Raw genomic sequence first — 14,061 nt, 5'->3', positions numbered from 1 at the left:
TTATCCTTTGAAATAGTCATATTATCCCCTATGCACTAAGCCTTTTCTATTATCTTAAAATCTTCCAAAAGGTCTATTAACACTCCTTCTCGACAATTAGCAACTTAATGCGACGCCATAATTCATTTCCCATTTATTTTCCAAACAAAAGTATCATCCTTTAGATTCAAAATTTACACAATTGAAGGAATATTCTGTCTGCCAATCAAATAATAGAATAATAGAAATAACTCTCTTAAATCTAAAGTCGCTATAGATTTAATTTCAGTTTTTCTACAACAACTTTTATATGAAACAGGGGGAAAACGAATGAATTTAAGGAAGTCCTTACTAGTGGCACTTATTTTTATGCTGTCATTAAGTTCAGCGCTATTTAACGTTAGTGCTGCAAGTGCTAGTACAAAAAGTATTAAAAATTTACCAACAATTCAGCAAGAAAAACCAAAAGCCAACATTTCTAAATCACTAATCAATCCAGAAAATCCTGACGAAAAAGTTCGTATTGTAATCGAGCTTGAGGGAGAACCTGCAATTCAAAAAGCGACGAAAAAAGGTCTTCTTTACAAAGAATTAAAAGCAGCAGAAAAAGAATCTATAGAAGCTGCTGTTGAGAAAGAGCAAAAAAACGCAAAAGCAAGCTTAAAGGCTGCTGCTCCTTCTATGAAATATCTTAAAAACTTCACAGTTGTATTTAATGGATTCTCTGCCGAGGTTGAAGCGAAGGTTGTAGAGAAAATTGCAGCAACTACTGGAGTTAAAGCTGTATATGAGGCGACAGAATACGAAAGACCAGAAGAGACGCCAGATATGGTCTATTCAAAGGAATTAGTTCAGGCACAACAAGCCTGGAATGATTATGGCTTCAAAGGTGAAGGTATGATTGTCGGAATCATTGATACAGGTATCGACCCTAGCCATAAGGATATGATTTTATCTGACAACAGTACAGGCGAGTTAACTGAAAGCGAAGTAAACGCACTGTTAGCAGATGGATCTATCGAAAATGGTCAATTCTATACTGCCAAGGTTCCTTTTGGCTATAACTATATGGATGCAAGCCATGAAATTTTAGATTTAGGTCCTGAAGCCTCTATGCACGGTATGCACGTAGGTGGAACTGTTGCGGCAAATGGCGACGAAGAAAACAACGGTATTAAAGGAGTAGCTCCAGAAGCACAGCTTTTGGCTCTTAAAGTATTCGGGAATGACCCTTTAATCTCTACTACTTATGGAGATATCTACATTAAGGCAATTGACGATGCTATTAAACTAAATGCAGACGTACTTAATATGTCTTTAGGTTCTCCTGCTGGCTATGTTGACTCAAATAGTCCTGAACAACAAGCAGTTTCAAGAGCAACTGAAAACGGAATTATTGTTGCTATCTCTTCAGGTAACTCAGATATGTATGGATCAGGTACCTTCTATCCATACGCTGAAAATCAGGATTATGGTGTAACAGGCTCTCCTGGTATTTCACAAGACTCAATTAGTGTTGCATCCTTTGAAAATAGTATGATCACTGCTTATAGCTTTGACTATCAATTCGATGGTGAAAAAGCTGGTGGAGCTCTATATCTAGCAGCAAATGATGCAGATCCGCGATCAGTTTTATCTGGAGCAGTTGAAGTAGTAGATGCTGGTTTAGGTTATCCTGATGATTTCGTTGGGAAAGACTTTACTGGGAAAGTAGCTCTAATTTCTCGTGGTGATATCTCTTTTGTTGAAAAAGGAATCAACGCGCAAAATGCTGGTGCAGTAGCTGCAATTGTTTACAATAATGCAGCTGGTACAATCAATATGGCATCAGATCCTGCGATTACAATTCCATTTATGTCAACATTGCAGTCAGATGGATTAGCTTTGAAAGCGGCTATTGCTAACGGGCAAACGGTAACAGTATCTTTTGAAGGGAATTTCATCGAGGTTCCAAATCCAACCGCTGGCGAAATGAGTAGCTTCACTTCTTGGGGTCCAACACCAAACTTAGACTTCAAACCTGAAATTACAGCTCCAGGAGGCAACATCTTCTCTACTTTAAACGACAATGAATACGGTATTATGAGTGGGACATCCATGGCTGCTCCTCATGTTGCCGGTGGTAGTGCATTAGTTTTAGAACGTGTTGACACAGAATTCAACCTAACTGGTGCTGAACGTGTTCAGCTTACTAAAAATCTACTAATGAATACTGCAACTCCAATCGAGCTATATGAAGGTGAATATGTATCACCTCGTCGTCAGGGTGCGGGTTTAATGCAGATTGCAAATGCTCTTACATCAGATGTTGTAGTTACAGAAAGTAATTCAAAAGAAGGTAAGGTTGCGTTAAAAGAAATTAAAAACGACCAATTCTCCTTCACACTTCAAGCGAAAAATTATTCAGGTGAAGCAGCAACATATGATGTAAATACTCAGCTTCAAATCGACTATCCTGCTAATGCTGGCGGAGGTTTATACATTACTCCAACAAACACTTACGGTTCATACGTGTTAACTGACGTAGAAGCCGATATTGATGCTCCAGAAACTGTTACTGTTCCAGCTAACGGTACAGCAACAATTACAGTTTCAGTGGATGTAACTGATATTCCAGCTGACATTCGTTCAATCTATAAAAATGGTTTCTTTGTAGATGGATTTGTTACTCTAACAGATGCAAATGAAGAAATTACAGGCAATGTTCCATTATCTGTACCATTCTTTGGATTCAACGGTGGCTGGGATGATGCTCGTATTTTCGATTACTTTGCATGGGATGATCTAACATACTGGGGCTATACTGCTTTAGCTGATGAACAAGGTAATTTCATTGATGGTGGAGGCAGCTTTGACACAACTCGCTTTGGTTTCTCTCCAAATGGTGATGGTGTTCGTGATAAAGCAATCCCTGTATACTCTCTATTCCGTAATGCAAAACAATTTAAAGTGGAAGTTGTAGATAGTAAGGGCAAGGTTGTACGTACTGTTCGTACTGCAAATGATTTACGAAAGCATTATGTTTCTTCAGCTACTACTCTTCCTTACACGTACAATACAAATTACGGCTGGGATGGAAAAATTAATAATAAAGTCGCTGCTGACGGTGACTACAAAATCCGCTTAAGTGGTGTAATCGATTATGATGGTGCAGAATGGCAATCCATCGAATACCCTGTAAAAGTCGATACTGCAGCACCAACGGCAAAAATAAGCTTCGATACTGCCACAAAAACAGTTTCAGCTTCTGATTTTGCTGATGTAGGTTCAGGTACGGGCGTGGAATACTGGCAAGTACTTGTAAATGGCAAAGCTGTTTCACAAAATCTAGCAACTGCAACTACTAGCTTTGTAGTTTCAGGCGAGTTAACAAATAAAGATAAAATTACTGTCCAGGTTGTGGATGCTGCTCGTAACGCGACTGCATATGATTTCCAAGTAGGAAGCACAGCAGAAACAAAAGCACCTGTTATTTACATCCAGTCTCCTGGATTATTCGATGTATTTAATACTAACGAAGTGGACGTATACGGAACAATTGAAGATGATTCTAAAATTACTTCAGTAACCGTAAATGATGCAAAAGCAGCATTTGATGGTTTAAACTTCTCACACAAGCTAAACCTAAAAGATGGTTTCCATAACGTTCGTGTGAAAGCAATTGACGAGTTCAACAATGAAATGCAAATTGCACGTCAAATTTTCGTTGATACACAAGCACCAACTATTAAACTTGGTAGCGTTCCTAAAAACACAAAGGATAGTGTAGCAACTGTTATCGTTACATTAAAGGATAATTTTGACGAGCTACGTTTAACTGTAAACGGCGATGAGAGATTCATGCACGAGCTTTCTTCACCTTACGCAATGAAAGGCTTCGAAAAGCAAATCGAATTAAAGCTTGAATTAGTTGATGGTACTAACGAATTTGTTATCGAAGCAGAAGACCTAGCCGGCCACATTACAACTCAAACAATCCAAATCAAAAAGACTGGAAGCTCGAATGAGAAACCAGGGAATGGCAATGGAAACGGTAAAGGCAATGGAAAAGGGAATGGAAAATAAGTAAAGTTTGAAGATGGAGAAAAACGGAGACGTTTTTCTCCATTTTTTTATTTGGCTACTCTTTATTGTTTTTGGCGGGTGAATGAAATGCATTGTGAGTCTGTTTTGTGCGTGGGATGCAGTTCATCGGGTAAATGAAATGCATCGCGACTCTGATTTTGCGGCTGGTGCATTTCATCGGATGTATGAAAATGCATTGGGACTCTGATTTTACAGCGTGGTACAGTTCATTTGGAGTAAGAAATACATCACGAATCGATTTCTACACTTCTACCATATTAATAAAAGGAGTTCATCAAATTGATGAACTCCTTCTTTTCAAACTCTTTCAAATCCGCGGTGCGCCTGTCGAAGCTTTCGGCACAGCTCCCGTTTAGTATAAATAAATTTACAAAATAAGCTATTCGTTTGAGATTTATAATCTCCCTGCCTTCAAATCTGCGTGCCACTCTTTTAAGAATGGGATATCGCCTTCATTGATAGCACCGGTTTCTGTTGCTGCTTCTACTAGGTAGTCGAAGTTTGTTAGGGAGACGTATTTTATGCCGGCTTCTTCAAAGGCTTGTTCGGCACGTGGTAAATTATATGTATAAACGCAGACAACGCCTACTACTTCACAGCCAGCTGCACGTAATGCTTCTACGGCTGTAATCGATGAGCCGCCTGTTGAGATGATGTCCTCTACTACGACTACTTTTTGACCTGGTGCAATTTTCCCTTCGATTTGGTTGCCTCGGCCATGCTCTTTTGCTTTAGATCGAACGTACACCATAGGGCTCTCCAATACATCTGAAACCCATGCAGCATGCGGGATTCCAGCAGTTGCTGTACCAGCTACAATTTCTGTTTCAGGGAAAAATTCTTTGATATTTTGTGCAAGACCATGCGCGATTTGTTTACGAACTGCTACGTCAGAAATTGTTAAACGTGTGTCACAGTAGATTGGTGATTTTATTCCTGAAGCCCAAGTAAATAAATCAGTTGGATTTAATTCGACAGCTCCTACCTTTAGCATTCCAAGAGCAATTTCTTTATGTAATGACATTTAGTTTTCCTCCCATAATTCGCAAACTTTTTTATATGCAGCTGCTGGATCAGCTGCTCCAGTAATCGCGCGACCCACAACGATTAACGATGAGCCGCTAGCCTTTGCCCCGTTTGGTGTTGCAATTCGTTTTTGATCGTGAGCTTCTCCACCCGGTAAACGAATACCAGGTGTTACTCTTAAAAACCCCTGGCCACAAGCTTCACCGATTTGACCAGCTTCGTGCACAGAGCAAACAACTCCATCCAAACACGCATCCTTTGTGATACTTGCATAATGCAATACAGAGTCAAGTAACGTTAAGTTGATTTTTTGCTCACTCTTCATTTGTTCTTCTGTCGTTGAAGTTAGCTGTGTAACTGCAATTAGTTTCGCTCTTTCCTTACCTGCTGGCGTTCCTGCCTCCAAACCTTCAAGTGCACCACGCATCATGTCGATTCCACCTGCTGCGTGTACATTAACTAAATCCACGCCTAAACGAGCTAATCCTTTCATGGCAGACTTTACGGTATTTGGGATGTCATGAAGCTTTAAATCTAAGAAAATATCATGGCCTTGTTCCTTTACCTTTTGAACAATGCTAGGGCCCTCTTGTAAATATAGCTCCATTCCAATTTTCACGAAAATCGGCTCATTAAAATTGCTTAAAAACTGGAATACTTCCTTTTCGCTTGGAAAGTCTAGTGCAATGATTGGTTTCGTGTTCATTTACAGATGACTCCTTCCGATAATTTCTTTTATGCGTTGTACTCCAAGCTCTTCTAGGCGAGCTGGCAATGCTTCGATAATATTCGGACAAACGAAAGGATCTACAAAGTTTGCAGTACCTACTGCAACGGCTGATGCACCTGCAGACATGAAGTCAATTACGTCCTGTGCGTTTGTTACTCCACCCATACCGATAATCGGAATGTTTACATTTTTGTATACTTCATAAACCATACGTATTGCTACTGGTTTAACAGCAGGACCTGATAAACCACCTGTACCATTTGCAATAACAGGCTTACCAGTACGTTCATCTAAACGCATACCAACCAAAGTATTAATCATCGTAATACCGTCTGCTCCACCTGCTTCAACAGCTTTTGCTATTTCCACTATATCCGTTACATTTGGCGATAGCTTCACGTAAACTGGAACCTTTGAAACTTTTTTAACTGCTTCTACTAATTCTCTAGCGACAACAGCATCTGTACCAAAAGTGATTCCGCCATGCTTGACGTTCGGGCAGGAAATGTTTAACTCTAGTGCCTTTACATTTGCCGCTTCAGAAATCTTCTCAGCCACTTCCACATAGTCTTCCGTTGTCGTTCCTGCAACGTTTGCAATAATTGGAACATCGAAGCGTTCTAAATATGGAAGTTCGTTTTTCATTACTTTTTCTAAGCCTGGGTTTTGCAGTCCAATTGCGTTTAGCATCCCAGCTGCCGTTTCTGCTACACGAGGTGTTGGGTTACCTAGACGTGTCTCTACAGTAGTAGCTTTAATCATGATGGCCCCAAGCTTTGACAAATCATAGAGATTAGAAAATTCTTTACCGAATCCGAAACAGCCTGAAGCTGGCATGATTGGGTTTTTTAAATCTAAGCCTGGGAGTTGAATACTTAGTCGACTCATAACTCTACAACTCCTTTCGGGAACACTGGTCCATCTGAACAAACCTTTACATAATCCTTGTCTGTTTGATCTGTCGTTTTGCAAATACATGCAAAGCAAGCACCAATTCCACAGCCCATACGTTCTTCGAAGGATAGGAATCCAGTCTTATCTGGATAAAAGTTTTCTAATGCGCGAAGCATCGGTAAAGGGCCGCATGCGTAAAAGACATCAAATTCAGGCTTTAGCTCCTCAAGTAAATCCGTTACAAAGCCTTTTGTTCCTTTCGTACCGTCAACTGTTACGAAATGCGTCTCACCTAAAGTCGTAAACTGATCGTCATAGAAGCATACATCTTCCGTTGCAAATCCGAATACATGAATTGTTCGGATGCCTCGTGCATTCAATTGTTGGGATAGCTCATAAAGTGGTGGTACGCCAATCCCTCCACCTACTAATAATGCTGTACCGCCTTCATGTGTAGCCTCTACTGGGAAGCCATTTCCTAATGGACCTAGAACATCTACTTCATCGCCCACTTGTTTTTGGGAAAGTATCTGTGTACCTCTTCCTTCAGCACGGTAGATAACAGTTGCTTCACCTGTTTCTTTGTCTATATTAGAAATACTTATTGGTCGTCGAAGAAGTGGCTCAAAGCTGTCTGACACACGAATATGGACAAATTGTCCAGGATTCATGTCCTGAACAATTTGACCTTGTAATGTTAGTTCAAAAATATGATGAGCTATTTCTCTTTGACGAACGACAATCATTCGTTCTTGTTGAATCATTAATGAACTACCTCCGCTTTTGGCATTTCTTCTGCTGTAAATGTCATTGATTCAATAACCTCTAACATTGCTTCTGCTGTATCTAATGATGTTAAGCAAGGTACACCATTTTCAACAGATTCACGGCGAATTCGGAAGCCATCACGAGCTGGCTGCTTACCTTTAGTTAAAGTATTGACAACTAACTGAGCTTGACCGTTTTGAATTACTTCTAGTAATGTCTTTTCTTTTGACCCGATTTTTCCAACTACATCTGCTTGTACACCAGCTTCTTTAAAGCTTTGTGCAGTACCTTCAGTAGCCATAATGCGGTAGCCAACTGTGTTGAAGCGTTTCGCCAGCTCAATCGCTTCCTTTTTATCTTTATCAGATACTGTGAATAACACAGTTCCATGAGTTTTGATTTCCATCCCTGCTGCTACAAAGCCTTTGTATAAAGCTTTTTCGAATGTTGAGTCTTTCCCCATTACTTCCCCTGTTGATTTCATCTCAGGTCCTAACGTAATGTCTACACGACGAAGCTTTGCAAAGCTAAATACTGGTACTTTTACAAATACACCCTTTTGCTCCTTCGCTAAACCAGTTGGGTAGCCTTGTTCTACAATGGATTGACCAAGAATAGCCTTTGTTGCGATATTAGCCATCGGGATATTTGTAATTTTACTTAAGAACGGTACAGTACGACTTGAACGCGGGTTTACTTCGATTACGAAAATGTTCCCTTTTGATAGTACATACTGAATATTCATCAGCCCTACTATGTTTAACCCTTTTGCTAGACGAGTTGTGTAATCAACAATTGTTGCTTTTTGTTCGTCTGTTAGCTTTTGAGGTGGATATACAGAGATTGAGTCACCCGAGTGAACGCCTGCTCTTTCAACGTGCTCCATAATCCCTGGTATCAACACATTTTCGCCGTCACAGATTGCGTCTACCTCAATTTCTTGCCCCGTTAAATAACGGTCAACTAATACTGGGTGGTCCGGCGAAGCCTCTACTGCATTTTCCATGTAATGCTCTAGTTCTTGCTCGTTATATACGATTTCCATCGCACGTCCACCTAATACATAAGATGGGCGAACAAGCACTGGGAAGCCAAGTTTTTTACCGATTTCTAATGCTTCTACAGTTGATATAGCTGTTTCTCCTGCCGGCTGTGGTACATCTAATTCGCGTAAGGCTTGCTCGAACTTATCACGGTTTTCTGCACGATCGATATCCTCTAAGTTTGTTCCTAAAATTTTCACACCATTTGCCGCTAATTTGTCAGCTAGGTTTATAGCAGTTTGACCACCAAATTGAACAACTACACCGATTGGTTTTTCTAAATCAACAATGTGCATTACATCTTCAATCGTCAGCGGCTCAAAGTATAGCTTATCTGAAATCGAGAAGTCGGTAGAAACTGTTTCTGGATTTGAGTTGATGATGATTGCTTCATAGCCAGCCTCTTGAATTGCCCATACCGAGTGAACTGTTGCATAGTCAAACTCAACCCCTTGTCCGATTCGGATTGGGCCAGACCCTAACACGACTACGGATGGTTTTTCTGTTACGATGGATTCATTTTCATCCTCATAAGTTCCGTAGAAGTATGGTGTTGTTGATTCAAACTCTGCAGCACAAGTATCTACCATTTTGTATACCGGAATAATGTTTTGTTCTTTACGATATGCATATACCGCTTCAGGATTTGTGTTCCAAAGCTCGGCGATTTTCTTATCCGCAAAGCCCATACGTTTAGCTTGACGTAAAATTTCTGCATTATTTACGTTGTCAGCTAAAGTGGCTTCCATTTTGATGATGTTTTGTAATTTGTTTAAGAACCAAAGATCAATTTCTGACCATTCATGAATTTTTTCTATCGTTACACCACGGCGTAATGCTTCACCGATGAAGAATAAACGCTCATCCCCTGCTTTACGAATACGTTTTTCAATCCAGTTATCACTATTTTCTTCAGCGTGCTTCAGCTCAATATGTGTATGTCCCGTCTCAAGCGAGCGAACTGCTTTTAGAATGGCTTCTTCAAAGTTGCGGCCAAGTGCCATAACTTCTCCAGTTGCCTTCATTTGTGTTCCTAGATTACGTTTTGCAGATTCGAATTTATCGAATGGCCAGCGTGGAATTTTTGCAACAACATAGTCAAGTGCTGGTTCAAAGTCAGCATAAGTTGACCCTGTTACTGGATTGACAATTTCATCTAAAGTTAAGCCTACTGCAATTTTCGCTGCTAGCTTCGCAATTGGATAACCAGTTGCCTTAGATGCTAATGCTGATGAACGTGAAACACGCGGGTTTACTTCAATTACATAATAATTGAAGCTATTCGGGTCTAATGCTAGCTGTACGTTACATCCACCTTCAATTTTTAGAGCGCGGATGATATCTAATGAAATATTGCGCAGCATTTGGTATTCGCGATCCGATAATGTTTGAGAAGGTGCTACTACGATTGAATCGCCTGTATGAATCCCCACTGGGTCGAAGTTTTCCATATTACACACAACAATTGCATTATCGATGGAGTCACGCATTACCTCGTATTCAATTTCTTTATAGCCTGCAATTGATTTTTCAAGTAAACATTGTGTTACAGGGCTATATTTCAAGCCGCTTGTTACGATTTCCTCTAGCTCCTGATCGTTTGAGCAAATTCCTCCGCCTGTACCGCCAAGAGTGAAGGCTGGACGTACGATTACTGGGTAGCCAATTTTAGCTACAAAGTTTTTTGCTTGCTCAAGATTTGTAATAATATCAGATTCAGGTACTGGTGCACCTAATTCATACATTAAAGTACGGAATAAATCACGGTCTTCTGCCTTATGAATGGCATCTAATTTCGTACCTAAAATTTCAATTCCTAGCTCATCTAAAATGCCAGAGTCATTTAATTCGATAGCCATATTTAAGCCAGTTTGTCCACCAAGTGTTGGAAGGATTGCATCTGGACGTTCCTTACGTAAAATACGTGATACAAATTCTAGTGAAATTGGTTCAAGATAAACTTTGTCTGCAATTTCTGTATCTGTCATAATTGTGGCAGGGTTTGAGTTGATTAAAATTACACGGTAGCCTTCCTCTTTTAAAGAAAGACAAGCTTGTGTACCTGCATAGTCAAATTCTGCTGCTTGTCCAATTACGATTGGACCTGATCCGATTACTAAAATAGTTTCAATATCTGTACGTTTAGGCATGTTGTTTCCCTTCCTTTACATGTGATTCCATTAATTCAATAAATTCGTCAAATAAGTGATTGGAATCTTCTGGTCCCGGTGATGCTTCTGGGTGGTATTGCACTGTAAATACTGGATGCTTTTTGTGACGTAATCCTTCAACTGTTCCATCATTTAGGGCAACATGTGTTACTTCTAAATCGGTATATGCTAGTGAGCTTTCATCAACAGCATAGCCGTGGTTTTGTGAGGTAAGCTCTGTACGACCAGTGCGTAAATCCTTTACAGGGTGATTTGCGCCGCGGTGACCAAATGGAAGCTTAAAGCTTTTTGCTCCACTAGCTAATGCAAACAGCTGGTGCCCTAAGCAAATACCGAAGATTGGAACTTTTCCGATTAAATTACGAATTGTTTCAATGCCCTCTGTTACATCAGCAGGGTCTCCAGGTCCATTTGATAGCATAATGCCGTCTGGATGCCATGCTAAAATTTGTTGTGCTGAAGTGTTGTAAGGTACTACTAGTACGTCACAATCACGTTTGTTTAACTCACGTAAAATACCATGCTTCATACCGAAATCTATTAGTACAACACGTTTTCCACGCCCTGGACTTGGGTAAGCCGCTTTAGGTGACACTTCTTTCACATGATTTGTGATTAATGGTGTCGCTTGTAACGTTGCTACTATTTCATCTATATTTACTTCCTCATCAGCTGCTGTCAGCATCGCTTTTACAGCACCCTTTGAACGAATAATTCTTGTTAGCTTGCGTGTGTCAATTCCTTCAATACCGGGAATATCCTGTGACACTAGATAATCATTTAATGAAAGGTCACTTCTGAAATTCGAAGGTTCCTTTGCAAGCTCGCGACAGACCATGCCGCGAATAGCTGGTGTAATGGATTCAAAATCATCACGATTAATGCCGTAGTTCCCGATTAACGGATAAGTGAATGTAACGATTTGTCCGTAAAAGGATGGATCAGATAACGTTTCCTGATAGCCAGTCATCCCCGTTGTAAATACTACCTCACCCTGTGACGCTCTTTCGCTGCCGAATGCGTACCCGTAAAATACTGTTCCATCCTCTAAAATCAATAATCGCTTTTTCATTATTTTGCCTCCTCGTTGTAAACGATGTTACCTTCAACCATTGTTAGTACCGGCCAGCCTTTTGCCTTCCATCCAGTAAATGGTGTATTGCGACCCTTTGATGCAAATTCATCTGGGTTGATTGATTGTTCTTGATTTAAATCTATTAATACTAGGTCAGCTGCAGCCCCTACTTCTAATGTTCCATATGGAAGGTCAAAGATTTGTGCTGGCTTAACCGTCATCCAATCTACCAATTGCTTCAAAGTCCATTTCTTCGTTTCTACAAATTGTGTATATAAAAGTGGGAATGCTGTTTCAAAGCCTACAATCCCAAATGGAGCACCAACCATTCCACAGCATTTTTCCTCAACTGTGTGAGGTGCGTGGTCTGTTGCGATACAATCGATTGTTCCATCAAGTAGTGCAGCATGCAGTGAGTCTTTATCATCGATTGCTCGTAATGGCGGGTTCATTTTCCAATTCGCATCATCACTTGGAATATCCATTTCTTCTAATAGAAGATGGTGTGGACAAACCTCCGCAGTAACTCGAATACCTGCCGCCTTTGCATCTCTTACTGCGCGTACAGATTCCTTCGTAGAAACGTGACATACGTGGTAACGTGCTCCTGCTGCTTCAGCCAACAGAACGTCACGGGCAATTTGCACCGACTCACAAATCGAAGGAATACCTGGTAAACCAAGCTCTTTATTACGTTTTCCTTCATGCATAACCCCGTCGTAGATCAACGAGTTATCCTCACAGTGTGCTACCACAACCATGTCAAGCTTTGCTGCAGCCTGCATTTGCTCATACATCGTTGCTGCAAGCTGTACACCAACTCCATCATCCGAGAAGGCAACTGCACCCCTCGCTTTAAGCGCCTCTAAATCCGTACGTTCGTCACCAGATTGAGCAACCGTTAATGATCCATATGGCAGTACTCGCACTTTTGCACTTTGTTCGATTAAGCTGTTGATTAATTCCAAATTTTCAACCGAGTCAGGCACTGGTTTCGTATTTGGCATCGCACAAATAGTTGTAAAACCACCCTTTGCAGCAGATGCGGTACCTGTTGCAATTGTTTCTTTATGTTCAAATCCAGGCTCACGTAAATGCACATGGACATCAACAAATCCTGGTGCCAGGAAGTTTCCTCTACCATCAATTATTTCAGCACCAGCTGGCTGTTCTCCACCTATTTCTGTGATGCGTCCGTCAACGATTGTTATCGTACTTTCTACTAGTTCACTTTGTCCGTTTAGTAATTTTACGTTTTGAATATATTTTGTCATATCGATCTTCCCTCCAGGAGTGTCTCTAATATTGCCATTCTCACAAAAACGCCATTTCGAACTTGATCGAATATCCTTGAACGTTCACATTCTACAAGCTCTGATACGATTTCTACATCTCGGTTGACTGGAGCTGGGTGCATGATAATCGCGTTTTTCTTCATTTTTGCTTCGAGTTCAAAAGTCAGTCCATATTGCTCGTGGTAGCTTTCTTTTGAAAAGCTTTTATTGATAACATGACGTTCATGCTGAATTCTTAATAACATGACCACGTCACTATCCTCAATTAGTCCATCCCAGGAGTGATATGCTTCAAAATCTCCAGCCCATTCTGGTGGACATAAGAAGCGAACGTTCACACCTAAACGTTTTAGTGCAGTTGCATTTGATTTAGCGACACGGCTATGAGATATGTCACCAACGATTGTGACATTCAAGCCTTCAAATGATCCAAATTCCTTATGTATCGTATATAAATCAAGCAAACTCTGAGAAGGATGCTGCCCAGCACCATCTCCTGCATTAATGACTGCTACATTGATCCCTTCAAGAAGCTCATTATAATATTCATCCTCTTTAGCTCGAATGACGACTGCATCCATTCCAATCATTTCAAGAGTTTTGACAGTGTCATACATTGTTTCTCCCTTTAATGCACTCGAAAAGTCAGCATCAAACGGGATTACTGTGCATCCTACTTTCCTTTCAGCCATTTCAAAGCTTGTTTTCGTTCTAGTACTTGGCTCAAAGAAAAGGTTTGCTACGTTATAGGATTTTGCTAATCTTGTCATTTCCCCATCCTCAAACTGAGCGGCGCGTTCTATAATCTGCATTACTTCTTCATTTGATAAATGCTCCATCGATAATAAGTTTCTCATTACCTCTTCCTCCTAATTGTCGTATTTCCTCTAGAAAACACGTTTACTAGATCCCTATTAGTAGAAAAAAATGCCTCGCAAATGTCGATTCGCGAGGCAAAAGGTATGACAAGCTAAGGTACCCTATTTTAGATGTA

9 protein-coding genes are annotated in these 14,061 nt (G+C 40.4%); 1 reads left to right on the top strand and 8 read right to left on the bottom strand.

From position 1 onward, the window contains the following. Nucleotides 1-309 precede the first annotated feature (309 nt). Entirely contained in the window at nt 310-4,044 is a 3,735-nt protein-coding gene (locus LG296_RS05960) for a S8 family serine peptidase (protein WP_404427664.1), read from the top strand. Between the two features lie 415 nt (nt 4,045-4,459). Here the strand turns inward: LG296_RS05960 and pyrE are convergent, their stop codons facing one another. The 8 genes from pyrE to LG296_RS05920 are packed head-to-tail and all read right to left on the bottom strand — an operon-like array spanning nt 4,460 to nt 13,924. After that, a complete protein-coding gene (gene pyrE, locus LG296_RS05955; RefSeq protein WP_404427663.1) occupies nt 4,460-5,089 on the bottom strand; it encodes an orotate phosphoribosyltransferase in 630 nt (209 codons plus the stop codon). Beyond that, a complete protein-coding gene (pyrF, locus tag LG296_RS05950; protein WP_404427662.1) occupies nt 5,090-5,797 on the bottom strand; it encodes an orotidine-5'-phosphate decarboxylase in 708 nt (235 codons plus the stop codon). Further along, nucleotides 5,798-6,709 carry a dihydroorotate dehydrogenase gene (locus tag LG296_RS05945; protein WP_251397154.1) on the bottom strand — a complete coding sequence of 304 codons (912 nt, stop codon included), beginning with the start codon at nt 6,707-6,709 and terminating at the stop codon, nt 5,798-5,800. It abuts the gene before it with no gap. Continuing rightward, nucleotides 6,706-7,479 (bottom strand): dihydroorotate dehydrogenase electron transfer subunit, encoded by a 774-nt coding sequence (locus tag LG296_RS05940; protein ID WP_404427661.1) that lies wholly within the window; start codon nt 7,477-7,479, stop codon nt 6,706-6,708. The genes LG296_RS05945 and LG296_RS05940 overlap by 4 nt, the downstream gene beginning before the upstream one ends. Beyond that, a complete protein-coding gene (carB, locus tag LG296_RS05935; protein WP_404427660.1) occupies nt 7,479-10,676 on the bottom strand; it encodes a carbamoyl-phosphate synthase large subunit in 3,198 nt (1,065 codons plus the stop codon). The genes LG296_RS05940 and carB overlap by 1 nt, the downstream gene beginning before the upstream one ends. Further along, entirely contained in the window at nt 10,669-11,769 is a 1,101-nt protein-coding gene (locus tag LG296_RS05930; protein ID WP_251397145.1) for a carbamoyl phosphate synthase small subunit, read from the bottom strand. Before LG296_RS05930 ends, carB begins: the two co-directional genes overlap by 8 nt. Further along, nucleotides 11,769-13,046 carry a dihydroorotase gene (locus tag LG296_RS05925; protein ID WP_251397143.1) on the bottom strand — a complete coding sequence of 426 codons (1,278 nt, stop codon included), beginning with the start codon at nt 13,044-13,046 and terminating at the stop codon, nt 11,769-11,771. The genes LG296_RS05930 and LG296_RS05925 overlap by 1 nt, the downstream gene beginning before the upstream one ends. Further along, entirely contained in the window at nt 13,043-13,924 is an 882-nt protein-coding gene (locus tag LG296_RS05920) for an aspartate carbamoyltransferase catalytic subunit (RefSeq protein WP_251397140.1), read from the bottom strand. Before LG296_RS05920 ends, LG296_RS05925 begins: the two co-directional genes overlap by 4 nt. Nucleotides 13,925-14,061 lie beyond the last annotated feature (137 nt).

Source organism: Ureibacillus chungkukjangi, from assembly GCF_044795995.1.
GTDB lineage: Bacteria > Bacillota > Bacilli > Bacillales_A > Planococcaceae > Ureibacillus > Ureibacillus chungkukjangi.
Note: the sequence above shows the minus strand (reverse complement) of the source record. Positions and strands in the feature narration are given on the sequence as shown.